20 protein-coding genes are annotated in these 25,510 nt (G+C 53.9%); 9 read left to right on the top strand and 11 right to left on the bottom strand.

What is annotated here, in order from left to right; all coding sequences use genetic code 11:
- Positions 1–12 precede the first annotated feature (12 nt).
- On the top strand, positions 13–498 hold the full coding sequence (locus KP702_RS04990; protein WP_202206981.1) for a cupin domain-containing protein: 486 nt from the start codon (positions 13–15) through the stop codon (positions 496–498).
- A gap of 71 nt (positions 499–569) precedes the next feature.
- On the opposite strand, the gene KP702_RS04985 is transcribed toward KP702_RS04990, so the two are convergent.
- Complete coding sequence (locus tag KP702_RS04985) at positions 570–2,693, bottom strand: protein-disulfide reductase DsbD (protein WP_237389927.1); 2,124 nt, start codon at positions 2,691–2,693, stop codon at positions 570–572.
- A gap of 123 nt (positions 2,694–2,816) precedes the next feature.
- Positions 2,817–3,881, bottom strand: coding sequence for an SDR family oxidoreductase (locus tag KP702_RS04980; RefSeq protein ID WP_202206980.1), 1,065 nt, complete (start codon positions 3,879–3,881; stop codon positions 2,817–2,819).
- Positions 3,882–3,988: 107 nt separating this feature from the next.
- On the opposite strand from KP702_RS04980, the gene KP702_RS04975 reads away from it, so the two are divergent.
- Positions 3,989–4,405 (top strand): helix-turn-helix domain-containing protein, encoded by a 417-nt coding sequence (locus tag KP702_RS04975; RefSeq protein WP_202206979.1) that lies wholly within the window; start codon positions 3,989–3,991, stop codon positions 4,403–4,405.
- 194 nt (positions 4,406–4,599) lie between these two features.
- The gene (locus tag KP702_RS04970; RefSeq protein WP_237389880.1) at positions 4,600–6,972 is read left to right on the top strand and encodes a mechanosensitive ion channel family protein; all 2,373 of its coding nucleotides are present in this window, start codon (positions 4,600–4,602) and stop codon (positions 6,970–6,972) included.
- Between the two features lie 17 nt (positions 6,973–6,989).
- Here the strand turns inward: KP702_RS04970 and KP702_RS04965 are convergent, their stop codons facing one another.
- The 3 genes from KP702_RS04965 to KP702_RS04955 form a co-directional block, all read right to left on the bottom strand.
- On the bottom strand, positions 6,990–7,331 hold the full coding sequence (locus KP702_RS04965) for a hypothetical protein (protein ID WP_202206977.1): 342 nt from the start codon (positions 7,329–7,331) through the stop codon (positions 6,990–6,992).
- Positions 7,332–7,665: 334 nt separating this feature from the next.
- Positions 7,666–8,952 carry a YncE family protein gene (locus tag KP702_RS04960; RefSeq protein WP_215768601.1) on the bottom strand — a complete coding sequence of 429 codons (1,287 nt, stop codon included), beginning with the start codon at positions 8,950–8,952 and terminating at the stop codon, positions 7,666–7,668.
- Positions 8,949–9,794, bottom strand: a complete 846-nt coding sequence (locus KP702_RS04955) for a creatininase family protein (RefSeq protein WP_215768600.1) — start codon at positions 9,792–9,794, stop codon at positions 8,949–8,951. The genes KP702_RS04960 and KP702_RS04955 overlap by 4 nt, the downstream gene beginning before the upstream one ends.
- Positions 9,795–9,901: 107 nt before the next feature.
- Between KP702_RS04955 and KP702_RS04950 the strand changes: the two genes are divergently transcribed.
- Together KP702_RS04950 and KP702_RS04945 are read left to right on the top strand one after the other, a co-directional pair.
- Positions 9,902–10,405, top strand: a complete 504-nt coding sequence (locus KP702_RS04950) for a DUF2721 domain-containing protein (RefSeq protein WP_202206974.1) — start codon at positions 9,902–9,904, stop codon at positions 10,403–10,405.
- Positions 10,406–10,683: 278 nt separating this feature from the next.
- Positions 10,684–10,824, top strand: a complete 141-nt coding sequence (locus KP702_RS04945; RefSeq protein ID WP_157091237.1) for a hypothetical protein — start codon at positions 10,684–10,686, stop codon at positions 10,822–10,824.
- 43 nt (positions 10,825–10,867) lie between these two features.
- Here KP702_RS04945 and KP702_RS04940 read toward each other — a convergent pair whose 3' ends face one another.
- Positions 10,868–12,112, bottom strand: coding sequence for a multidrug effflux MFS transporter (locus KP702_RS04940; protein ID WP_202206973.1), 1,245 nt, complete (start codon positions 12,110–12,112; stop codon positions 10,868–10,870).
- A 147-nt stretch (positions 12,113–12,259) separates the two neighbouring features.
- Entirely contained in the window at positions 12,260–13,276 is a 1,017-nt protein-coding gene (pstS, locus tag KP702_RS04935) for a phosphate ABC transporter substrate-binding protein PstS (RefSeq protein ID WP_215768599.1), read from the bottom strand.
- A 324-nt stretch (positions 13,277–13,600) separates the two neighbouring features.
- On the opposite strand from pstS, the gene KP702_RS04930 reads away from it, so the two are divergent.
- The 4 genes from KP702_RS04930 (at position 13,601) to KP702_RS04915 (ending at position 20,594) form a co-directional block, all read left to right on the top strand.
- A complete protein-coding gene (locus KP702_RS04930; protein ID WP_202206971.1) occupies positions 13,601–15,292 on the top strand; it encodes an OprO/OprP family phosphate-selective porin in 1,692 nt (563 codons plus the stop codon).
- A gap of 225 nt (positions 15,293–15,517) precedes the next feature.
- Positions 15,518–17,173: an OprO/OprP family phosphate-selective porin gene (locus KP702_RS04925; RefSeq protein ID WP_202206970.1), complete on the top strand. Its 1,656-nt coding sequence runs from the start codon at positions 15,518–15,520 to the stop codon at positions 17,171–17,173.
- A gap of 127 nt (positions 17,174–17,300) precedes the next feature.
- Entirely contained in the window at positions 17,301–19,178 is a 1,878-nt protein-coding gene (locus tag KP702_RS04920; protein WP_237389879.1) for an AsmA-like C-terminal region-containing protein, read from the top strand.
- 102 nt (positions 19,179–19,280) lie between these two features.
- Complete coding sequence (locus KP702_RS04915) at positions 19,281–20,594, top strand: UDP-glucose/GDP-mannose dehydrogenase family protein (protein ID WP_304599230.1); 1,314 nt, start codon at positions 19,281–19,283, stop codon at positions 20,592–20,594.
- A 69-nt stretch (positions 20,595–20,663) separates the two neighbouring features.
- On the opposite strand, the gene KP702_RS04910 is transcribed toward KP702_RS04915, so the two are convergent.
- From KP702_RS04910 to KP702_RS04895, 4 genes are all read right to left on the bottom strand, one after another.
- A complete protein-coding gene (locus KP702_RS04910; RefSeq protein WP_215768598.1) occupies positions 20,664–22,046 on the bottom strand; it encodes a sugar porter family MFS transporter in 1,383 nt (460 codons plus the stop codon).
- 451 nt (positions 22,047–22,497) lie between these two features.
- Positions 22,498–23,901 carry a PLP-dependent aminotransferase family protein gene (locus KP702_RS04905; RefSeq protein ID WP_202206967.1) on the bottom strand — a complete coding sequence of 468 codons (1,404 nt, stop codon included), beginning with the start codon at positions 23,899–23,901 and terminating at the stop codon, positions 22,498–22,500.
- A gap of 15 nt (positions 23,902–23,916) precedes the next feature.
- A complete protein-coding gene (locus tag KP702_RS04900) occupies positions 23,917–24,399 on the bottom strand; it encodes a hypothetical protein (protein ID WP_202206966.1) in 483 nt (160 codons plus the stop codon).
- A 611-nt stretch (positions 24,400–25,010) separates the two neighbouring features.
- Positions 25,011–25,406: a nuclear transport factor 2 family protein gene (locus KP702_RS04895; RefSeq protein ID WP_202206965.1), complete on the bottom strand. Its 396-nt coding sequence runs from the start codon at positions 25,404–25,406 to the stop codon at positions 25,011–25,013.
- Between the last annotated feature and the right edge of the window lie 104 nt (positions 25,407–25,510).

The following is a 25,510-nucleotide window of genomic DNA, read 5'->3' as shown; positions in this document are numbered from 1 at the left end:
AAGGACAATCCAATGTCTTTTCTCAGGATATTTTCTGCCAGCGCCCTCATCTGCTGTCTGTTGGGAAGTGGCGCCCTCGCCCAGACGGCCACTGACATCCGTATTGTTCAGGGCGGAGAGAATGTTGCCTGGAAAGCCGCGCCTCCCATGTTCCCGAGTGGAACACGCATGTCCTTCCTGTACGGAGCCTCGGACAAGCCCGGTCCCTTCACCATGCGCGTCATGATGCCCGCAGGGTCAACCATTCCGCCCCATACGCACAATATGGATGAAATGCTCACGGTTCTGGCGGGCAGTGTGCATCATTACATCGGCGAGAGCATCACAGCGAACGATGAAAAAGTCCTGACAGCCGGAGGGTTTGTTCATCTTCCTCCTAATGTTCCGCACGCACTCAAAGCTGGGACACAAGGCGCCATTGTGCAGGTTTCGGGAACAGGCCCATTTACCATGACCTACGTGAACCCACAGGATGATCCGCAGCATACAAATCGTTAAGACTAGTCCGACAAAAAAAACCCAGCTTCACATGTGAAGCTGGGTTTTTTGTATCAGAGCGAGCTGGGCACTTAGTGCCCAATAATTCCCAGAACCAGACCTGGCGTCAGTATCTGCGGCAATACAACTTCCGATCCATGCGGCGGATAATAAACATAGAGAGGGACGCCATCGCGCCCGTGAGCTTTCAGGTAAGCGGAAATTCCTGCGTCCCTGTTGGTCCAGTCGCCCTTGAGATAAGCGACATGCCGCACACTGAACGCCTTACGGACAGAGTCCACATCGAGCGCCACCCGTTCATTCACCATGCAGGTGATACACCAGGACGCCGTCATATCGACAAAAACCGGCTCTCCCTTTGCACGAAGGTCTGCCAGCTTCTCACTTGAAAACGACTGAATTTGATTGTCAGCTGAAGTTGCAGGAGACTTCGCTGTTGCAGATACCGGTTCGGCAAGACTACGGGACAAGCCTGCCCCACACACCACCATGCACAGAACGGCTACAACACGGCAAAACAGAACCGTACCCCGTCCACCTTCCCGCATCGCGCGATGCTGCCCTATGCCATAGATCCAGGCCGCAAAGCCCAGCAACACAAGACCGCCGCCTGCCACGACTACGAAATTCACACCGCGCTCAATCGTCGCCACCCACAGCAACCATACGCAGGTTGCCAGAAGCGGGAAGGCCAAGGCCTGCTTCAACACACCCATCCATGCTCCTGGCTTTGGCATCCGCGACGCCAGACCGGGAACACTTGCCACCAGCACATAGGGAACTGCCAGCCCAAGCCCCATGGAAAGAAAGACCAATAGCCCCATCACAGCGGGGCCACCCAAAGCTCCTGCAATGGCGACTCCCATAAACGGAGCCGTGCAAGGCGTCGCGACTATGACAGCCAATAGCCCCGTCATCATGTCGCCAGCATGGCCTGCCCCGTGTGGATGCAACTGGCCTAATCGCCCCGCACTGATTTCAAACACGCCCAGCAAGTTCAGAGCCATGCCAAACAGCAGCCAGCAAACACCAACCACAAATCCCGCTGATTGGAACTGGAAACCCCATCCAGCTGAAGATCCGGCAAGGCGCAGTCCGATCATCAGAAGACCAAGAACTGCGAAGGCTCCCGTAACGCCCAGCGTGTAAAACAGTGCACTCTGCAACTGCACACGCCTCCCCACGCCGCCCATCTTGGCCAATGACAAGGCTTTCATGGCCAGAACTGGAAAAACACAAGGCATAAGATTGAGGATCAGACCGCCGACAAAAGCGAACAGCATCACACGGAGCCAACCAGCACCCGTTGGTACGGCGTCTGCGGAAGCAGGCGCGGGCGCCGCTGCGGCATCCTCTACTTTGGTTGGACCCACCGTCTGTTCAGCAGAAATCTGGATAGGGCTTTCCTGACCAGCCTCATCCTTCAACACGACCAGCCCCTTAAGCGGCGCATCCCGATGAGCAGTTTTCAGAAACTTCAGGTGAAGAGAAAGCTCGTCTTTGCCAACGTTCAGCGGCTGCGGAGCAACCTGATCAATCAGGCCACCTTCTTCCGGCAAAAACCAGGCTTCCGAAACTGCTGTGGAGGACAGTCCTCTGCCTTCAAGCGTCAGGACACCATCAGCAGAAACATGCGCCTTGAAGGGAGACGGAATCGGCATTTTCGCATCTGCGGCCTGAAACAGGCCAGCCTGAGCACCTTCAGGAGCGGGACCGGAAGACGCAGGCAGTGTCAGCGAAAAATCACCGCTTTCAGGAATGCAGACTTCGGCACAAACAAGCCATTCTGCATGCGCATGAAGTGTGGTCCCGCCAGTCCCTTTTAAGGTCAGACTGGCGGGAAGCAGCACATCTCCGACATAGGCGTAGGACATGAGACCGCCTTCACTCAGGCGAACTGGCATCGGCCAGTGGATGTCCGAAGTCTTGCCAGTTGCCGCGCCCTGCGCCGTTACATCCAGCGTCGGAGTGTCCCCGGCATCTCCGGGATTAATCCAGTATGTGTGCCAGCCCGGTTTAAGTTGCAGCCTCAACCCAACACGCAATGACTGGTCCGGACCGATGGAATCACGGTCAGTAACCAGAGTTGCCGTATCATTGGCTGAGACGACAGCAGGGCTTTCCGCTGCAATAGACGCCCCATTGACACCAAGACCACATATCCCCGCTGCAAGCAGGGCCAACAGACTTAACACACGACGCAAGGTAGTCTCATTCCCTCAGGACAAAACAGGACAGCCTGCATAACACTCTATGTCTGAGAAAACAGTGCTTTTCCACAAACAGGACTAAATAAATCCTGTTTTATGGTTTTTGTCTCAGGGAATCAGTTTCTCCGCTCTCAGGCGCTCAAACAAATCGAAGAACGAGTCTGGCGTATATTGCCACCCGTCAAACCCTGCCAGACGGCTCTTGGACATGTCCGTCACACATTCGACAGGACGCCCCAGATCCGCGTACGTATGCCAGGCAGACGCAAGGTGATCGATCCGACTTTCGGTCAGGCCATATTTCTCAGTAATCTGCGCCCACAAGTCTCCATCTTGCGACAGGGTTTCCTCAAGATCTGTCGCGTGGCCGGGATAAGGCGCAGCTTCCAAGCCGAACCATGCAGCAAGGCGAGGCCACAGCCACTTCCAGCGAAACACATCCCCGTTCACCACGTTGAAGGCTTCATTCCATCCGCTTTCAGATGTTGAGGCCCAGAGAAGCTGCTTGGCCAACTGACGGGCGTCAGTCAGGTCGGTAAGGCTATCCCACTGTACAGGCGAGCCAGGGAAAACGAAGGGACGTCCTGTTTCGCGGCAGATCGTCGCGTAAACAGCCAAAGTGCTCCCCATATTCATCGCATTGCCAACTGCATATCCGATGATGGTGTGGGGACGATGTACGCTCCAGGAAAAGCCGTATTTTTCCGCGGCGGCAAACAGCACATCTTCCTGATCGTAATAGAAATTAGCCAAGGGCAGACGCGGCATGTCCTCCCGGAATGGCGTCTGGGGTGACTCACCTGAAGCATAAGCTTCAAATGGCCCAAGATAATGCTTCATACCCGTTGTAAGCGCAGCGTGCTCAAGCCTCTCTGGCGCAGGAAGTGCCTCAAACACATTGCGGACCATCGCGGAATTAACGCGACAATTTTCTTCTTCCGTGGGCTGACGAAGCCAGGAACAGAAAAAAACGTGTGTGGGCGTCAGATCCTTCAGAGCCAACTTAAGGTTGTTCAGATCCAACAGGTCTACCGCAATCGGCAGAACGCCGGCCATGTCGTGTCGGGGCCGGCGTGCCAGACCATGAACAGTCCAGCCTTCGGCAACGAGACGCGTCGCGAGCGTCTGGCCAACAATTCCAGTCGATCCGACAACAAGAGCAATACGGGACATCAGGGTCTCCTTTCCCGAAAAATGGTTCGCCCTCCATTTGAGCCCTTGGTGTCAACAGTTCCAGACGGCACCATATTGTGCCCTGGATACCAAAAGGTTCCCACAGAATGACAACCTCCCTTCCGGCCCGCTATCGCCAGGCTCCCTTTGACGAAGACTGTGCGCCGCGCCGGGTTCTAAGACTTTTCAGTGGAAAATGGACGACCATGATCCTCCATACGCTCCACCTTCTGGAAGGAAGCTCCCGCCCCGGTCGCCTTCAGCGAAGCATCCCTGGTCTTTCAAAAAAAATGATGACCCAGACATTAAGGGAGCTCGAAGACAAGGGACTCGTCTGTCGCGAGATCCATCAGATCATGCCCCCCAATGTGGAATACAGCCTGACGTCCCTCGGGAAAGTCTTCGTCGAGCCCATTGAACAGCTCTACTTGTGGGGGATCGATCATGCAGATGCGCTGGAAGCGCTAGAGGCCAATGAAAGCCGTGCAGCAGCCTCAGACACTCTGATGGAAGCTGCAGAATAACGCATCACATTTTGGACAGGGGACCTCATCCTGTGGCACTCCTGCTTGAAAAGGGCCTTCCCGGCCAGAACAGACCTCACCTTGCGCGGACATGCTCCAGTTTCAAGGCATATCAAGGACATTTCAGAACGATGTGTTCCCCTTCACGGCCCGTCCAGTCACGAACACCCCGTCAAAAGAAACGCCATTCCTTCATGGCCTTTCTGGTTTTCCTGACGGCCCTGCTGGCAACACCCTTCAGCTGGGCAGAAACAACACCGGCAAAAGCCGCAGCGGCGACAGTCAGCCCCACGTCGGCTCCCCTGTCGGCTCAGGAAGCCCAGCAGCTTCTGAATGTTCTGAATGACCCCAAACAGCGTGACAGCTTCACACACACGCTCTCCCTCATGGCGCGTGGTGTCAAACAGACGGACACGCCTGCAGCAAGCCCAGCGTCCAAGGCTGCAACCATGCCGGACGTGTCACCAGAGATTGATAACGGCCTGAAAAGCGTTCGTACGCAGTCATTGGGATATGTTCACAACTTTCTGAACCTCTTCAGTGATCTGGGGCTGGTCGGCCACTGGTTCAGATCACAGATGTTGTCGGCAGAGACACGCGCGCCAATCCTGCATGCATTTGGCATTGCCGTGCTGGTCATTGCGTGCGGTCTGGGGCTCGAACGCACCATTGCGCTAATGCTGCGCAAACCGCTTCAGAACCTGACGCTCAAAGCACAGGCGCGGGAAGTCCGGAATATTCAGGTCCTGCCCGAAGCAGACCCGGTGCCCACAACGGCAGCCACTGAAGCCACCAACAATTCCAACCAGACCCGAGCAGAAGACCAGAGACGTCAGGTTGAGACGCTCCGTTTCCTGTCCCGCATTCCTTACGCCGCGGGTCACTTTCTGCTTAAAGCCCTGCCCGTTCTCGCCTTTCTGCTTCTGGCAGGCCTGTCGGTGCTGGTTCTGCCTCTGACAGAGCGCACCGTGAACGTTATCCTGACACTCGCATACTCTTACGCAGGGGCACGCACGCTCTACCTCCTGGTCGAGACTGGTCTTACCCCGCGGTCACCCACCATTCGGCTTCTACCCGCCAGCACACCGACTGCCTTTATGGTGACGCGGTGGTGGAACGTGTTGGTTGCTGCGCCCGCTATTGTCATTTGTCTGTCCGAACTTGGCGCACAGTTCAATCTGGCACCACGCGGAACAGGAGCCATGATTCGTGCGGTTGTTCTGGTTGAACACGTACTGATCGCTGCTTTCATCTGGCGTATCCGTCACATCGTCAGCAATGCGCTGCAGCCCAGCACCGTTGGTAAGAAAACGGGCATGTGGACGGTCATAGCCGCCATCACGCGCCTGTGGTGGGTACCTGCCATGTTCCTGGACATTTCGCTCTGGATTGTCTGGGCAGCCCATCTACAGGGTGGATACACATGGATCCTCAAGACCACAGGCGCCACAATCGGCGTTCTGGTAGCGTCCCGTCTTGGTGCTGTTCTGGCTTATGGGCTTCAGGACCGGTTCTTTCGGGTCAATCCACAGCTTGTGGAGCGCTTCCCAGAGCTTCAGAAGCGAGCTGATCGGTACTACCCGGTCGCTCGTATGATTCTGACGGGCGCCATCCTGTTCCTCACGCTCGTGGCCATCACAGAAGCATGGGGCCTGCCAACCTTCGGCTTCTTCATCAAGAATGCCCTTGGCCGTCGCCTAATGGATACGGCGCTGACGATGCTGATTGCAGCGACTGTGGCTGCGGCAATCTGGGAAATGGTCAACATCATGCTGAACCGGCAGCTCTCGTCTTTCGAGACCTCAGGCCAGCGTTCCCGAGCAACCCGCCTGCGTACGGTGATGCCAATCATCCGCACCGTTCTTCTGGCCATCATCATCATCATCGTTGCCGTGACGACACTCTCGCAGATCGGCATTAACGTAACGCCACTTCTGACCGGTGCAGGTATCCTTGGCGCAGCCATCGCTTTCGGTTCCCAAAGTCTGGTGAAGGACTTCATCACGGGCTTCTTCATGCTCGTCGAAGACGCAATCCAGGTCGGTGATTGGGTTACGACAGGCGGCGTCTCGGGAACCGTGGAAAACCTGTCAATCCGGACTGTAAAGGTGCGCGACATTACGGGCGATCTGCACATCATCCCGTTCTCGTCCGTCTCCTCCATTGCCAACACAGCGCGCGGCTACAACCAGATCGTCATCAAGCAGCAGCTTGATCTGTCGGAAGACCTGCCGCGCGTCTCTGCCATCATGGAAAAAGCCGTCAAGGAAATGCGTGCTGATCCGGTTTTCGGGCCGATGATCCTGTCCGACTACACAGATCTGGGCGTGGATCAGAGCGACAGCGGAGGCGCCACTCTGATTGGCAGCATCCGGACAACCCCCATGATGAAATGGAAGGTTAAACGCGAATTCAACCGCATCGTGACCAACCGCTTTGCGGAAGAAGGTGTCAAATTCTACACGCCGACCGCCTACACCACGACGCCACCAGGCAACAGCATGCAGTTCAAGGTCGCCAATGACACAGGGCCACAGCCTGTTCAGCCATCACCTGAGAAAGCCTGATCCCTACAGAAGGCGTTTCAGAAGTTTGGGAAGAGCGTGAAGCTGACCAGAGACAGGTAAAACATCACTGCCAGCAGAATATGGCACATGTAGAGCGGGGCAATCACATAGCCCCGCCGCCTTGCCCATCCCATGAGAAGGCCAAAAGCAGCAACAGCCACGGCTAAAGCGACATTCAGCATAAGTCGGCTGTCACCCTTCGCCAGTGCGACAATCATGAAAACTGCGCCGAGTAGGGCAAACCCGACATGGACTGGCAACAGAGCCTTCAACGGACGCTTACTCCGGAGAACGCAAAGGCCGAGCCATAGGCCTGCAATAACCGTAAAAGTGAAGCACAACATCGAAGCAATCAACATCTTCGAGTCACCTTTTCTCTTATGTGTTTCCGGACATTACCGGATCTGGGAACAAAATGCTTGCAAGTATTCGTGCGCACATCACGGGCTTCATATCCGCTCGACACACAGAGCATCTTCCCGGGACACCCTCTCAAAGAGGCATCGTTGGCCCACACTAACAGACTTCGCCTATACCGCCCTGCATCACGCCAAGTGAAACCAGAAACGACAACGACCAAACGCCAGCTCAGACAAAGACGCCCTAATCTCCGTAATAAAAAAGCCCGGCATCTCTGCCGGGCTTTCAACAATAGAGACCTCAACTGACGTCTCCATCATCGCTCATTTCAGATTAGCGCAGAATACCAGTGTGGCCCACACTGTAACGGCCTGGCTGCGGCCAGACCGTCAGGCCATGCGGCTCGGCTCCAACAGGGATCTTGCGGACAGCACCCGTATCCGTGTCGATGGCATAAACCACATCGTCAAAGCGGCCAGACAGCCAGAGCAGTTTGCCGTCAGCACTGACATTGCCCATATCCGGGCTGCCACCATCCGGAATCATCCAGGTCTTGATGACCTTGTCCGTCGCGAAATCGATGATGGACACTCCACCCGGGCCACCGCGCTTGCCGTGAATGCGATGGGAGCCGCGGTTCGCCACGTACATGACCTTGCCATCACGGCTCGGATACAGGCCATGCGTGCCGATACCCGTTGGGATGAAGCCGGTTTCCGTAAAGGAGTCACCGTCCACAACGAACACACCGTCAGCCATCATGTCGGCAACATAGAACTTATGCCCGTCTGGAGCCGTCAGAATATCCTGCGGCATTCCACCCTTGGACAGCTTCAGCATACCGATCATCTTCAGGTTCACGGTATCGACCTTGGCAACATAACCGCCAAACTCGCAGGTGAAGATCGCGTACTTGCCGTCAATGGAGAAGTCAGCGTGATTGACGCCTTTGCACTCCGGCGTCTCGACTGAGCCCTTTAGCTCCATCGTGTGCGGGTCGCGGAAATCAAGACGCTTGTGGGCTTCAGCCACCGTGATCGCGTACTTGCCATCTGGGGTGAAGTACATGTTGTAAGGATCGTCCACTGCGATATTTGCGCCGGGCTTTGCGGTCGCAGGGTCGATCGGCGTCAGGGAGCCATCCGGACGTCCCTCACTGTTATTGGTCACCCAAAGCGTCCGCAGATCCCAGGATGGCACGACGTGCTGTGGGGAGCGACCAACGGGATAGGTATCCACAACCTGAAAAGACACCGGATCAATAACGGAGACACTGTTTCCACGCAGGTTCGGGACATAAACCCGCGCCGGGTCGTGAGCAATCGCCGGAGAAATGTGGGACGGCGTGGTTTCGCTATAAATATTATGCGGATCAATAACGGCTGGCATGCCCGGAATAGTCTGCACCGCATCTGAAGCAGCCGGAGCGGCCACGGGAACAGATGAAACAGCAGGCGCTGGCGCCGAGAAAGGCACCATAGCTGGCGGAGCTGCTGGAGCCGCCGGGGCCGGAGGCACAGGAATCGGTGCACTTGCATCCGCAGGAGCCGTGGTCTGGGCCTGCGCCGCAGAGGCTCCCAGCAGCGTCAGCGCCGCCAGAAGGGGGGTCTTGAAATTCATGGATGGCTCCTGTTGAAGGACTGAAGTGCCGTTACAGCGGTGCGTATCTGCATGTCTGTGCCGATACGTCCCAGTCCGGGCGTAGCCTGGCGCGGATCCCCGCCATAAACGCCATCGGTGACACTGGGTTTTGGAGCGGTGCGAAGCGCTTCCTGACGGACCAGGGACGGATCCACGGCCAGCATCAGGGACGTATCGCTCAGCTCCGCATGCATACCCACTTCTGCTGCATGGCCCTGCGCTTTCAGGGCATCAGCATACTGATGGGGAATAACTTCATAATAATCGCGCAGGTCCAGAACTGCTGCCTGGCCCTTCCATCGCGTATTCAGCTCCTGGGCCACATGCGCCATGGACGCCTGATAGCCTCCATGATCTCCGAGAAAAACGATTTTCCGGAAACCTTGCACACGAAAGCTTTCAGCGGCACCTATCAGCATTCCCTCAAACACGGCAGGCGGTACGGAAATCGTTCCCGGAAAACGCATGTGAGAGGTTCGCGGGGAGGTTGAACCTTCCGGCACATAGGCAATGACGGGGGCCACAAACGTCTGCCCGGCCTGTCTGGCAATTTCGTCCGCCAGAACCTGCGCCCGCACATTGTGCTTGCCAACAGCCATGTAAGGCCCGCTTTGCTCCGTCCCGCCGACAGGAATGATAATAGTATCCGTACCGCCATGGACGGAGCGGTCGATCTCCGTCCAGGTGTGGCAGGCGAATTCAACTTGTGCCGCCGTTCCCGAGCAATGCATCACGGCCTGCCCGAATGCCAGCGGAGCCATACCAATCCCCAGGCCAAGCATCGCACAGGCGGAGCGCAATAGACGGGGATAAATCGGCATAAGACAGACATCTCTGAAAATGGTCGTCTTTCCCTACTCCATCCGGGGGTATGTTTTCCAGAGCACGCCATCTTTTCGCTCTCGGAAGATACAGTATAGAGAGCGGTATGCCTTTCCCTGTTTCTTATGACCCCGATGCGGTCGATAGTGCCGCCCATCTGATTCAAGTCGCGCTGACGCCGGTTTTCATGCTTTCTGGCATTGGAACACTGATCAACGTTTTCAACACACGTCTTGCCCGTGTGGCAGACCACCTAGAAGACGTGCGAAAAAAACTGGCCGCTCCGCCTTCTGATACCGATACGCCAGACCCTTTCTATACACCGGCACGACTGGCCGCTCATGAGCTTAGACTCCATCGGCGAATCTTCGTTCTGGACGCAGCCATCATGCTCAACGCCATCGGCGGGGCCTCGACCTGCGGCGCGGCAATGGCTCTTTTTGTCGGCTCGCTGCGCGATGCAAGCACATCCACATGGCTGCTAGCCTTTTTCGGCATAGCTCTGGCCTGCACCGTTGGCGCTCTTTTCTTCTTTCTGGCGGACACACTTCTCAGTTGGCACGGGCTACGACGCGACGGGCTTTCTCTTTCGTCCCCCAAGAAAAATTGAGGCCTCGCGCAATTTTATTGCGCGAATGTGCTCGTTCCCAAATTTTGATACCCTAAATTGCCAGGGAAGCGACAATAGAACACCCCTGAACTGAAACGTGAAATAATCTCTGTTTCAGGTCAGGGATGTGCATTTCATGAATTGCAGCAAAGTTCTGGCAGGGATTTATGCATTAAACGCAGGTCTGATCCCGCATCTTCATTTGTTGCTTTGAAAGTGGTTTCTGGAGTTTCTCCCGTCCCACGCCATCAACGGCAAGTAAAACGGAGAAAACTTCCATGACGTCCATGACCCTGATCCACCTGATCGGCCTGCCAACCAATCTTCTCGCCCAGTTCTCAATGGTCGCATTCGTGCCTGTTATCGGCGCTCTGATGATCGCTACTGTTGCAGCTGACCGCGTTTCTTCCAAAGGCTGAATTTTAGCCTTTGGTTACGCCTTGGCTGTTCGCAGGCAGGGTTTCAGTGACGAACGGACAAGTAGGAATTCGGATCCAGACGACGACGCCACAAGTCGCTGATCCAACAGCCCATGATTCCGATCATCATGCCCACTGATGTGGACCCGATCCAGTGTGACGGTAGCAGCGCCATTAAAACGCCTGCACCTCCTGCGATGGTCCAGTTCAGTGTACCAATCAGGGCAGATGCTGCTCCTGCCTGATGCCCGTGATGCGTCAGGGCCAGAACACCAGCGTTTGGCCCGACAAATCCGAGCGACGACGTCGTACAGAAAATCAGGATGCAGAGTATCCAGGGATTTTGTGGCCCAACCAGCCCCAGCGAACAAACCAGCACACCAAGCAGTGTGAAGGTTAGAACAGCCAGCATTCCGTATTCCATGACTCTGGTAAACAGAAAGCGCTGCGCCATCCGTGCGTTGATCTGTGACCCCAAGACAAAGCCTACAGCGTTCAACCCAAAGAATATGGCGAACAAGCGCGGCGAGAAATGCAGAATGCCCTCAAAAAGAGCTGGTGCATTGGAAAGATAGGCAAACATCGTAAAGGTGCCGAAGCTTGCGACCATGGCAGCAGAGCAGAACAGTGGCTCTGTAATCAGGCCCCAATACCGGGCGACCACGCCTGTAAAAGGGAGCGCAAACCGCTTCTCTGGTGGAAACGTGTCTGGCAGCAGGAACCACGTTCCAATGAACAGCAACACTCCAAAGCCTGCGCCAACCCAGAAGATCAGTCTCCACTCGCCCAGATCGAGCAAAAAGCTCCCGATGGATGGCGCCAGAAGCGGCCCCAGACCAAAGATGAGCATCAACTGGGACATCAGCTTCACGCCAGCCGGCCCAGTGGCAACGTCACGTACCATAGCTCGTGGCGCTACGGACGTTGTTGCCCCTCCCATCGCAGCGATGAAACGTAGAATGCAGAATAGGTGAAAATTCGTGACCACCGCCAGAAGAGCGGAAGCGATGACATACACCACCAGCCCCAGCAGGAGCGGCAATTTACGGCCATAGCGGTCACAGAGTGGGCCGAGTGTAAACTGCCCAATTGCGAGCCCGGCGAGCCAGGCTGTCAGCGTCAACTGGGCTGAACCCGCCCCCTGCCCCAGATCATGTTCCAGCATGGGAAATGCTGGCAGATACATATCTGTCGAAACCGGTCCGAGAATGAAGATAAGGCCGATCAAAATCCGAACGACCGGCGAAAGGGTCGTTACAGGGGCATCAGAGGCGGAGGAAGTGGACAAAAGTACACCACGTCATGGCAGGGCGATAAACAGGAAAACGGGCTCCTCATTAAAGAGAAGCCCGCTTTGGTACTCAACGCCTTTTTATGCGCTCTGACCATCCCCGAAAAAGCAGAAACGATCAGGAAAACAGGGACGACCGGAAGATTATTTCCCCCACCCTGCCAGTACGCTGTCCTTCACGCTTTTGGGGAGGCCGACATAGTCAAGGCGGGCATTGTCCGCATCACCATTCTGAAATCCCCAGGCGAAGAAGTCACGAACAGCCTTGGCGACTTTCGCATCCTTCGGGTTGGTTGGAACCAGAACGAACGTTGCCGTCACAATCGGCCAAGCCCCTGCGCCTGCCGTATCGAGCAGGTTAACGGCATAATGGTCAGCATGGGTCCAGTCAGCCGCATTCGCAGCTTCAGCAAAACTCTGAAGCGTTGGAGAAATAAATGCGCCGGCATGGTTCTTCATCTGGGCAATATTCAGATGATTCTGTGCAGCATAGGAATACTCGACATAGCCGATGCCACCTTCCGTCTGCTTGACCATCGCTGCCACACCATCATTGCCGCGGGCGCCAGAACCACCCGGCCATGCGATTGACGTGCCAGCTCCCAGCTTCTGCTTCCATTCAGGGGAGACCTGAGACAGATAGGATGTGAAGACAAAGCTTGTGCCCGAACCATCAGCACGATGAACCGGAGCGACATCTGTTTCCGGCAGTTTCAAGCCCGGATTCAGAGCCTTGATGCGATCATCATCCCACTCCGTGATGTCGCCATCGTACAGAGCGGCAAGCGTCGGGCCATCCAGATGCAGGCTGCCTGCCTCGATTCCCGGAACATTGGCAACGACGACAATGCCGCTCATCACGGTCGGGAATTGATACAGGTGTTCAGCAGCCAGACGATCCGCAGCCATCGGCTTGTCAGAAGCGCCGAAATCGACGGTCCGGGCAATAACCTGATCCTGGCCAGCGCTGGAGCCGACGCTCTGATAATTTACGTTCACCCCGATCTGAGTTTTGGCAGCGGCCCCCCACGCCTCGTAGATGGGGGCTGCGAAGCTGGAGCCTGCACCCGTAATCTCCTCAGCACGGGCAGAAGACAGCGAGACAGAACCAAGGGCCGTCATTGCGACAAAACCGAAAAGCGCGAGCTTGTTCTTAATCATGATGATCCCTAACCGGGCATTGGTAAACGGAGTTATGTACTAGCCCCACCCTTCCAAGGGAAACAGAGGGTGGCACATGATAGTTTCATGACAGGCTCAGAGTGCCTGATGCGTAAATAACACACCCATGGTCCATTCCCCTTAAAGCATTCAACAATGGGAAAATGCAGCCCGTTTCTAAAAGACACACATTTTCAAAGACATGACAGGGTTTGTCATAAATGAGTCTTTTTACCGTCATGAAACCTTCCCACTCTTCAAAAAACGAAATCAGATACCTCCGCTGTGGATCACCTGCCATTCATGCAAGGATGCACCACGGCAATGACTTTTTCTGTTCGAAGAGCAACAGCCCTTCTGGCGACTTCGACCCTGATGTCTTTTGGAACGTTCGTTGGTCATGCCCATGCGGCTGACCAGATGGAAATCATGGAACGCCAGATTCACGCGATGCAGGCGCAGTTGAATGCCCTGAAGAAAGAGCATAACGACGAGATCAAGCGAGCCAGAGCCGTCCTTGCCCGTCAGCGTGAAGAAGCGGAAAATAACCCTTACAATCAACGTAGCCGCTATATTGGCTCCCCACCACAACCCACTACCCCCCTAATCACTGTTCGCCAAGGGACTGGTAGTCCGGACAGTGGCCGTGCGGCTTCGGACCGTGCAGATGTCAGTTCATGGGCCGACTTCCAGCGCGCGACGTCTCAGGACGAGGAAGTCACGGTTGGTGGCGTGAAAATTGGCTTTCCCAAAGGCCGTCCAACCATTCAGTCTTCCGATGGCGCGTATGCTTTCTCCATTGGACTGGCCTTCCATGAAGACTTTGGCGGATTCTTCAATGCAGGCCCACGGGCAGGCGAAAGCCGTGGTGCTTTCAACAGCTTTACTTCCAATCTGCGACGCCTGCGTATCCCGTTCATGTTCCGCTACAAGAACTGGGTTGCAGCCGTTACGCCTGATTTTGGGGCGAACCATAATGATGGTTATGTCGGCCTGTACGAGGGCAACCTGAACTACACAGGTTTTCGCAACACAGTCCTGACTGCTGGTTACTTCCAGCCTCGCGTGACGGAGGAAGATTCCGAAAGCTCGAACGACTTCTTCACACTTGAACGTCCGAGCATCACTGACATGGTCCGCAACATCGCTGCTGGCGATGCCCGTTTCAGTGTTGGTGGGCTGCATTATGAAAAGCGTTGGTGGGTTGCCGGGTACTTTACGGGCCAGGAATGGGGACACCGCAACGCCTCTGACAACGGCAGCACCTATTATGGCGGCGGCAACGCCAATACCGTTGATAGTCAGACGGGCGCCACACTCCGTGTCGCTGGCCGACCTGTGGTCACAAAGGACGTGGACGTCCATGTTGGAGCGTCTGCCATTTCAGCCTTCAAGGTTCCCTGCAATACAGGAGCAGATGCAAACCATTGTACACGGTCAACATCCTTCGGCCAGCGCCCTGAATTCGACATTGGAGAGGCTAATCTCGCGGCAACAGGAGGAATCACAAATGCTGCCCAGGTCTGGGCTGCTGGCCCCGAACTGGGCATCCGCTGGAAACGCCTGATTGTTAAAGGTGAGTACTATCACGTTGGCGTCGAGCGTTCTGGCCCTGGTCTGAAATCCGCAGGGTTTCAAGGCTGGTACGGGTCAGCAGCCTATACAATCTTCGGTGATCCTCGCATGTACAACATCAAGGAAGGCGCTTTTGGTGGTCCCGGCGTAAAGGCTAACGAGGAATTCAATCCGGCGCTCGATCAATGGGGAGCTCTTGAAGTCGTCGGCCACTACAGTGTCATTGACCTCAATAGTGGCCTGAATGATGCAAACGCCAAGAATGTCATTCGCGGTGGTCAGCAAACAGTCTGGACCGGCGGCCTGAACTGGTATCCCAATCGCCATTTCCGCCTCATGCTGGACTACAGCCACTTCATCGTGTCTCGCAGCATGCAGGCGACCAACCTGTACGGCCGCAGTGGCAACTCGATTGCAGCCCGAATTCAGGCTGGTTTCTAACACTTCACCATTTTTCAGGCGGGGCGGGTCATGGAGCATGCCCCCGCCTTTTCCATTGATCGAGCATCAGACAAGAAACAGTCTCGTCCACCGTAGCCCTCTATTTGTCGCACAATGATACGCACCTCATTGTGATTTCTGTCTAAACAGAAAATCCTCGCTTGCAGTATGCCTGCGATCTTGGCCCCGACAGATGAGCTGCCTTTCCAGGACGCCCTTTCGCTTATGATTGTCTCTTTGCCCCGCCTGAGTTTTCTAGCAACAGCAACGTTTTTACTGTCTCTTGCTTCCACTTTCCCCGTTTTCGCTGCCGACAGACTGGAAATCATGGAGCGCCAGCTCAGGGCAATGCAGGCGGAGGTCCAGAAACTCCGGAAAGAGCGAAACGAAGAACTCAGACAGGCTCGGGCCGTTCTGGCACACCAGCGCGAAGAAACAGAAGCAAATCCCTACAGGCAGCGCGCAAGCTTTCTTCCGCCGCCTCCGCTTCTTCAGGTCATGCCTGCCATTGCTCCACTGACAATCCATCGGCCAGGCGTCCATCCGCAAGACACGCCGCCATCAGACCGAGGCATCGTGACCTCCTGGCAGGATTTCCAGGCCGCTACCGCTCAGGATGAGGAAGTCAGCGTCGGAGGAATCAAGATTGGCTTCCCCAACGGGCGTCCGACATTCAAGACAGCTGATGGCGCCTATTCTTTGTCCATTGGTTTAGCGTTTCAGGAAGATTTTGGCGGCTTCCCAAGCATTTCGCACAGAAATGGCGAAGAACGAGGCAATTTCAACAGCTTTACATCCAACAGTAGACGCCTCCGGATTCCGTTTACCTTCCGCTACAAGGACTGGGTTGCAAACGTCACACCTGACTTCGGGCATGGCAACCATGATGGTCAGGTTGGCCTTTACGAAGCCAACATAAACTACGCAGGGCTGCATAATACCGTCCTGACCGTTGGATATTTTCAACCCCGTGTAACGGAAGAAGATGCAGAGAGCTCGAACGACTTCATGTTTGTTGAGCGCCCTGCAATCATTGACCTTGTTCGCACGATTGCCGCCAACGATGCCAGATTCAGCGTGGGAGGTATGCACTATGCCGATCGCTGGTGGATTGGGGGGTACTTCACCGGGCAGGAATGGGGCAATCGCAACGAGCGCGGATATTATGCCTCTGTCGGGGACGAGATCACGGATAGTCAGACAGGTGGAACCTTCCGTGTCGCAGGCCGCCCAGTTGTAACCAAAGACGTGGACATGCATGTCGGCATCTCCTCCATCGCATCTTTCAAGGTTGCCAAGAGCACGACAGGCCGCAGTTATACGTTTGCCCAACGCCCGGAAATCAATCTGGGCGAGTCCATCCTTATGACGACGGGCGCCATCAATAATGTTGCTCAACTCTGGTCAGCAGGGCCGGAGTTCGCGCTGCGCTGGAAACGACTTCTGATAAAGGCTGAGTATTATCGCATCGGCGTTGAACGCACAGAGGGTTTACCCTCACTCGGATTCCAGGGGTGGTATGGTGCTGTTGGATACACGCTCTTTGGAAACCCACGGCGTTACAGCATCCAGGAAGGAGGTTTCCTTGCCCCCGGCGTCTCTCCGGATCAGGAATTTGATCCCCTGCATGATCGTTGGGGAGCTCTGGAAATTGCAGCCCGTTATAGCGTCGCTGATCTCAACAGCCGCATAGGAGATGCAGATGGCGTCCGTGGCGGACAGCAGACTGTCTGGGCAACGGGCCTAAGCTGGTATCCCAACCGCTATTTTAAATTCATGCTGGACTATAACCACTTCATCGTCAGTCGTTCTTCCGCCACCGTTAACCTCTATGGTCGCAACGGCGATGCGGTCGTCGGGCGCATTCAGTCAACATTCTGAACAGCATTCACCTGAAACCCAATGAAATGTTCTGGAAAATTATTTTTTCCAGACGAACTCTCCCACTCCAGAGATCTTCCAGTTATTATAGAATTTTATATTCGGTATTTGGAAAGACTTTCTCTTGTTGAAATGGCTTCTTGGAGCGTTCCTCGGCTTTCTTGTCGTTTGCAGTGCGATCATCGGAGGCGGCTGGCTCTGGATCGACCAGAAAGATTTCTCGGCGCTTGCAACACAGAAGCTTGAAAAAGCCACGGGTCGAACGGTCAAAATCGGCTCATTACGCCTCAGCCCTGGCCAGTGGATCACGATAGACGCCAAGGACCTGCATCTGGCCAATATTCCCGGCGGCAGTCGACCAGATATGGTGAGTGTAGGCGCCCTGCATGCCCGAATACGGCTAACCTCGCTTCTGCATGGGCCACTTGAAACACGCGATGTCACGATTGACCATTTCTCAGGTCTCTTTGAAAGAACCCCAGACCGAACACCTAACTGGCGCTTCAAGTCCCATAAGACTTCCGATACCGCAGATACCCAACCGCCACCTTCGGACAAGCCTGACCTGAGCTGGTTCCCAGGACTTCGCAACGCCACAATTAACGAGAGCGATGTTACTTATCGCTCCGCAAAGGGCGCCTCTTACCAAGTCACCATGCAGCATGTGACTTTTCAGTCCGAAAATGATGCGTCTCCCCTGAGCATGGCTTTTCAGGGCGCATACAACGGCACACCCGTCACGCTCGATGCCACCATGCAGCCCCTCAAGGTCCTACGTCGCGCCCCAGAGCCATATGGGGCAAAAGCCCATGTTACGTCCGGGGATCTTGCTATCGATTTTGATGGCACCCTCACGGATGCTCTGAACTTTGAGGGCGTGAAAGGCAATATTACCCTTTCCACGCCGACCTCTGCGCCAATTTTTGCGCTGGCAGGGCTATCAGACACCCATCCCGTTATTCCCCTGACTCTTAATGGCACCTTCAGTCATGCCGGAGACAACTGGCATCTCACCAATACCACGGGAAACTTCCAAAGCACCAAAATCAAAAGTGGCACCTTTGATCTGAACGAAGGTGGCAAAGGAAAGCCCGATATCATTTCCACAGACCTGAATTTGGGCCGGGTAGATCTTAATGACCTCAATAAAGCACTCTCATCCGGAAAATCCTCTGGGCCAACCGATATCCCCCTGATTGCCCCCGCAAAACCTGACCCGGTTCTGCACGTCAAACTCACTGCTGATGAGATCCTTTACAACACTCTGACGTTTGCCAAGTTGAAGCTGGACGCGTCTCAGACACCTGGCCGCATTGATGTCAGCACCCTCGCACTAGGCTATCTGGGAGCGGGACTTCAGGCCAACGGACACATGGAAGATCAAGGCGGCCGCTCCCGTGTTACGGCAAACATCGCTCTCTCCCATGGCGACATTGACCGCCTTCGCCGTACTGCGGGTCTAGCCCCAGTTCCGGTAAAAGGCAGCCTGTCGATCCGCATCATTGCTTCGGCGAATAATGTCCGCACCCTGAACGAGGCCACACGGAAAGCTGATCTGGTCGCAGCGGTCAGTATGGAAAAAGGAGAAATTGCCCGAGAGATCGTGGAAGCCGCGTCCATGGATCTTCGGCTCCTGTTCCGTCATGCAAAAGGGACCACACCGATCACCTGCATGCTGGGTGTTCTGGAGATGCATCAGGGGATCGGAAAAGTTGTTCCCCTCCGACTGAAGACCAGCGCCGGTGTTCTGGCCGCGAAGGCAGATTTTGATTTAAACCGCCGATGGTTGGACCTTGTGTTTGCGAGCCGGCCGTTCTCCACGAGTTTCTTTGCACTCGATATCCCCGTACGTGTCAGTGGACGGTTTGACAGTCCCGATCTGAGCATTGCGAAGTGGTCGAAGAAAGGGCGTGATCTTTTGGCTGACTCCAACGAGCTGACTGTTCTGCCTGCTGCCCTCCGATCCTTTGCATCTTCCAATGCCTGCGCCCGCCCCACGCAATGACACATCATCCTAGTTCGTGGAGCGGCCTCAATTTGCTCCGTCAATGTACGCAGGTTATGCAGACCGCATAGCGCCTGGAGAGTTTCTGTTATGCGTATAGCAATGATCGGTGGTGGTTACGTCGGGCTGGTTTCCGGTGCATGCTTTGCCGAATTCGGTTCAGATGTAGCCGTTGTCGAGCGGGACCCCAAGAAACTGGCAGCCCTGCGTGAGGGCCGTATTCCCATTTATGAGCCCGGTTTGGACGCTATTGTCGCCAAGAATACCGAGACCGGCCGCCTTACATTTGGGGATGATCTGTCAACCGCTATCAATGGTGCAGACGCCGTCTTTATCGCCGTTGGCACCCCGACCCGGCGCGGCGACGGCCACGCAGACCTGACCTACGTCTATGCAGCAACGGAAGAAATCGCCCGCTCTGCCAAAGAGGGCCTGCTCGTCGTCACGAAATCTACGGTTCCGGTTGGAACAGGCCGTGAAGTTGCACGAATTCTAAGGGAAACGCGCCCTGAGCTCACGTTTGACGTCGCATCAAATCCTGAATTCCTCCGAGAAGGTAACGCTATCGGAGATTTCATGCGCCCGGATCGCGTGATCATCGGGATTGATACATCCGGTTCCGACGAAGGCGAACGTGCGACAAGGATCATGCGTGAAGTCTATCGCCCCCTGCATCTGATTGAAGCGCCTATCGTCATTACAGACCTCGAAACGGCGGAACTCACCAAATACGCCGCAAATGCCTTTCTCGCCATGAAAGTCACCTTCATCAACGAGATGGCTGATCTTTGCGAAAAAGTGGGAGGCAATGTCCATGATGTTGCGCGTGGCATGGGTCTGGATCAACGCATTGGCGGGCGTTTTCTGCATCCGGGCCCGGGTTATGGGGGGTCCTGCTTCCCGAAGGATACACGCGCTCTAACAGCCATCGCAAATGATGCAGGAGCCCCATCCCGTTTGGTCGAAGCCACCGTCGCCGTAAACGAAGACCGCAAAAGTCGCATGGCGGAACGCATCATTGCTCAGGCTGGTGGTACTGTCCAAGACAAGACGGTGGGAGTTCTGGGCCTAACGTTCAAGCCAGATACCGACGATATGCGCGAGGCAGCTTCTTTGCCTATCCTTACCCATCTGCATGAAGCAGGAGCCCGGATTCAGGCCTTCGATCCTGAGGGAATGGAAGCTGCACGCTCGCTCCTGCCTGACGGGGTTGTCTATTGCGGAGACGCGCTGGAAGCAGCGACCAACGCTGACATTCTGGTCGTTCTCACGGAATGGAACGTATTCCGCGCCATTGACCCGGAACGCCTGAGCAAAGCCATGCGCGGAAAAGCCATTGCGGATTTGAGAAACATCTGGGACCCTGCAAGCATGCGGGCCGCCGGCTTTGATTACAGTTCAATCGGCCGACTCTAAACGTGCACAAAAAAAAACCGACCTCTTTGAAAGGCCGGTTTTTCGCGTCAAAAGTAATACGTTCAGCTTTCAGGACTTGTGAACGGGAGCAAAAGTTCCATTCCGAAGGCTCTTTTCAAGCTGTTCCAAGGACTGGCCTTTGGTCTCCGGCACATAACGCAGCACGAACAGAAAGGCGCCTGCATTGACGAGAGCGAAAAGCCAGAACGTCATGTGTGCGCCCAAACCCTCAACAAGAGACAGGGTTGTCAGAGAGATCAGCAGATCTGCCCCCCAATGGCTGCCCGCAACAAGGCTCATGCCCTTGCCACGGCAGGACAGCGGATAAACCTCAGCGCCAACCAGCCAGACTGCAACTGACAAGCTACCCGTGTTGCAGATCGTGTAACCCATGATCGCCAGAACCGTAATCCATGCGCCAGCACCGCCTTTCATGTGCAGCGCAAACATTGCTCCGAGCACAATCAGGGAAATAACTGCACCGGGCAGCAGGCGTAGAATCAGCGTCCGGCGGCCCCAGTTATCAACAGCCCAGCCACCGAAGATCGTAGCGCAGACCATCGCCAGGCCAACAGCAACTGACGTCAAAAGCGCAGATTCCTGACCAAACCCGGCATCTGCAAAAATGGTTGGGGCATAGTATAGAACCGCGTTGATACCCGTTAGCTGACACAGCAGAGCGATACCAACAGAAGCAATAAGAGCCGGACGAACCCAAGGCTTGGCGAGTTCAGACCAGGGAGCCTGCTCGTCATGGTTGTCTATGATGGCCTGAAGTTCATTCTGGGCCACTTCTTCTGAAGGCCGTACGCGACGCAGGACAGCCAGAGCTTCATCCGTCCGCCCTTTAAGCGCTAACCACCGTGGGCTGTTTGGCAGAAATCCCATCCCAACAAAAAGGATCAGTGCAGGCAGCATGCCGATGCCGAACATGATCCGCCAGCTGCTGTCTCGCAGGAAGTAGCCAGTCAGGAAGGAAATCGTAACGCCCGATACAATCGCAAGCTGGAAACCAACAACCAGTCGTCCGCGACGGTTCGGCGGCGAAATTTCTGCAATGTAGATCGGGACAATCTGGGACGCCGCGCCGATCGCAAGCCCTAGAATCAGACGCGAGACGATAAGTACCGTGACCCCTTGGGCCGCCGATGCCAATGCTGTTCCAACCAGAAACAAAGCGGCAGCAAGCATCACAGTCCGACGACGACCAAACCGGTCAGAAATGCTACCTGCACCAAGACAGCCAATCAACGCGCCGAGAATGATGGCAGAGGTCACAATCTCCGACCCGATTGTGTCGAGATGAAACTGCTCACGTATCTGCAAAAGCGCCGAGGATATGATTCCCGTATCATATCCGAAAAGCAGACCACCCGTTGCAGAGATGGTTGCAATGAAATTGGTCAGCGCTTCTCCGCTGAGCCGTCGTGAAACATCAAGGGACTGCGTCATAGGGTCTTCTTCCGTCCGTGAGCAGGGTCATTCGGGAGGGGTGTCTTTAACGTTACAGCACCTAACGGAACATCGTAAAAGTGAGTATTTTCATATTTCGATGATATTAATGTTATTTCTGGCTTAGATGTGACATTCAATGATGTGCATTTGTCACATCTCGCCTTATCGGGAGTGAATGCGCGCTTGCTTCCACCATCCGTTGACGACGGTGTCTGTTTCTTGAAAAGCAGGTCAAGGCTGCCGCATTTGTAGTCGGGCACAACTGAATGATCATGATCAAGCACTTGAGCATAAGCCCTCTGTTGCTTTCGGCATGCTACCCCGGTTCAGGTATGAGACCACGATCACCATCGAGAGAGGACAGGCTTACACCGGCCACCTCCCGGAATATTGAAAAAAGTTTTTGCTGGGTAAATTGCGCGAGCAAGGAAATTCCTGCTTTTTCGATTTATACGATAGACAGGAAATCCGTAGATCTCTTGTGACTAAGAATAGTAACAATATCATGCAATGAATTTTCAAGGTTGGAAATATTAGCGATACTCCCAAGAGAAATTCTAGCTCTTTGGGGAGCATCACTGTCCACGGAAAAAACGTTACTCGGGACCAGTGCAATACCACGATGGCGCGCATATGATACAAAATCCACGCTACTCCACCACGCAGGCAACTTTAGCCACACATGGGGGCCATTCGGGTCCATCCCATGACCATCTCCCAAAATTTTTCGGGCAATAGACTGTCTGAGGCGTAATTCCTGCTTAATCGATACTAATATCTCTTTCGACTGCCCTGTCTGCATCCATCGCAATGTCAGTGCACTCAATAGTCCCGCATTTGTCAGAGCAAATGCGCGGACTGCTATAGCAAAACGTCTGGTCATTTCAGCGTTTGGCAGTGCAACATAGGCTGTTCTCAAGCCTGGGCTCAGTACCTTTGCCAACGTCGACACATAGATCACTCGGCCATGATCAAGCGCAGCCAGTGCAGGAATGGGATTATCATACAACAAGCTGTAGGGATCATCTTCTACGACATACAAACGGTTGTCATGAGCAATCCTTAAGACCTGCTTACGGCGTTCCAATGACATCGTCACCGTCGTCGGATTTTGAATAGCAGGAATACAATATATGGCTTTTGGTCGATATTGTCGGCAGGCCGTTTCCAGCTGCTCAGGTAGAAACCCGTTTTCATCACCATCTACCCCGACCAAGATAAGACCGAGTTGATCTGCGACAGTGCGTATTCCAGAATAGGTAATACGGTCAGCTAATATTATATCTCCCGGACCTGCCAGAATACTCATGGCTGCCGCCAAAGCCGTCTGTGCACCAGGGACAACCAACACATCATCTGGGCGCCTTGATCCCATAACGGGTTCAATCCATTTTACCGCTTGTTGGCGCTCTTCCAATGTTCCCCCTGTGACGCGGTAGGACATAAGATTGGCGATATCCTGCTTTTTCAAAAGTGCAGCAAGATCACGCTGCATAATGCGCTGAAGTGGCGGATTTTGCGGTATTGGCGGCAGATTCATCGTCATATCAACAATCGCCGCTTTGGGAGAGCGCCAGTGACTGACTTCAGCTCCCATCCTTACAAAGGTTCCTCGCCCAACCGTTGCATTAATGAGCCCACGGCGATGCGCCTCTCTGAATGCTCGCGTCACAGTTGTAAGATTTGTCCCAAGCGCAGAAGCTATATCTCTCTGGGTAGGAAGTCTTTCAGCACCGTGAATGACCCCCTCTCGAATTGACGATGCCAGAGCTTCTACAATTGCAAGGTACATAGGCCCATTATATTGGGCCGTATATTCACTCCACCTATCTAATATTTTTTTATTCTGCATTTATGGAATTCTTAATTATCTTCTGGAAGAATTCATAAGAAACTCAAAAAATCGATCGAGCGCTGGCCCGATAAAATACCCAACAAATATGGATGCAAATGCCATAGGCCATGCAAGATATTCATATGGCAAAAACCAAGTTTGTCCCTGAATAATCGTTATGACGGTTATCGCTAATAAAACGAAACCCCATAGAGAGGATGACATGAAAGGAGAGAGATACTTTCCGTAAACTCCGTTTTCTCTTTCAGAAATCGCTTTTGAAATACCAATATGATACAAAAATATCATGGATGAAACAAAGCAACCGAACAAAGCCATCCAGCTTGTATGGAAATGATTTTTGTCATCTATGTATGTGTAATAAAGCGCTAGAGCTACATATGCATGCGCTAGAAACAAACCTAAAACCATACCAAAAAGTCTATGCTTCAGGATCGTTTCAGCTTCGACGTTTTTATTATTGTAAATTTCATTCTTATTAAAATTTTCAATCATAATTCTGTTCCTTGTCCTGTTAGAACGTTCCAAGGCGTCGAAGTCAGTACACTTTCTGTCGATTGGCCCCCATTCTTTGAGGCACATTGTTCGCCTTTTACCGCCGGTATGCAAATTACAGGAGGTGAATGATATGCTAAAAAATGGGTACAATTGAAGACAATAACAGGAAAATATGACCACCCAATGCGTACAATTTTTTCAAAGAAAGTGTTTGGAAGAAAGCCTCTTTATAACCAACTGTTTTTAGTGTGTTTTTTTGTGGAGAGAATTTAATGTGAAAACATTATCTGCACTCTACCACTTCGAAAGTTTGACGACGACAATGACGAGGTTGAAAAATAAACCCCTCAAACAAGGTGATGCCGATATTACGGAGAACTAAAAAGAAGATCGTCGTGTTTGACAGCCTCCTCGCGGAACTCTCAACTTGCATTACAGTCTCGCTTTTTTCAAAGAGCTATAAAAACAGCGGAGATCATAACCGACCGGTCCCATGTCATTGCGGCCCCCTTCTAGCCTGTAATATCTCCATGACTGCGCGCCACCAGAAACAAGCAGCAGCCATAAATAACACCTCCTGATAGTGATTGAAATATCATAACAACCCATTACTGTAGCGATCCAAGCGTTTTATCGTTCTGTCCACCCTCAAGAACATGCGTCAGTTCATCCACGAGGCAGATACGCTCCTCACGAAATTCATAAAAAGCGATAACCTTAATCAGACTACACTCACCAGAGTGGCGTATAGCACGCGCCAAATGGACAGTAGCTGCCCTATCACCCTCACAGACGACATGCTTAATACTGATTTCCAGCCTATGGAGGCCGCTTCTTAGAGCATTCGCATGCCTTAGGAAGGCGTCCAGCGTCATCTCATTTCCATCAACACGCTGTCGATAATCTGGTGTCATAAAATCAGAGAGCGCGCTGATCTCTGAGTTAAAATCCGTAAACGTAGAGAACATTTGGCGGATCGTCCGCTCGTGATGTCTCAATGACATGAAAACTTCCTTTGGTCTTGTGGCATCCAACACAGAGACTTTAACGTAGGAAAATGTGGCGCACTCTCGGGAATGCGCCATAATACAACTGTTATACGCCAAAA

This window comes from Gluconobacter sp. P5B12, from assembly GCF_018812035.1.
Taxonomy (GTDB): Bacteria; Pseudomonadota; Alphaproteobacteria; order Acetobacterales; family Acetobacteraceae; genus Gluconobacter.
Note: the sequence above shows the minus strand (reverse complement) of the source record. Positions and strands in the feature narration are given on the sequence as shown.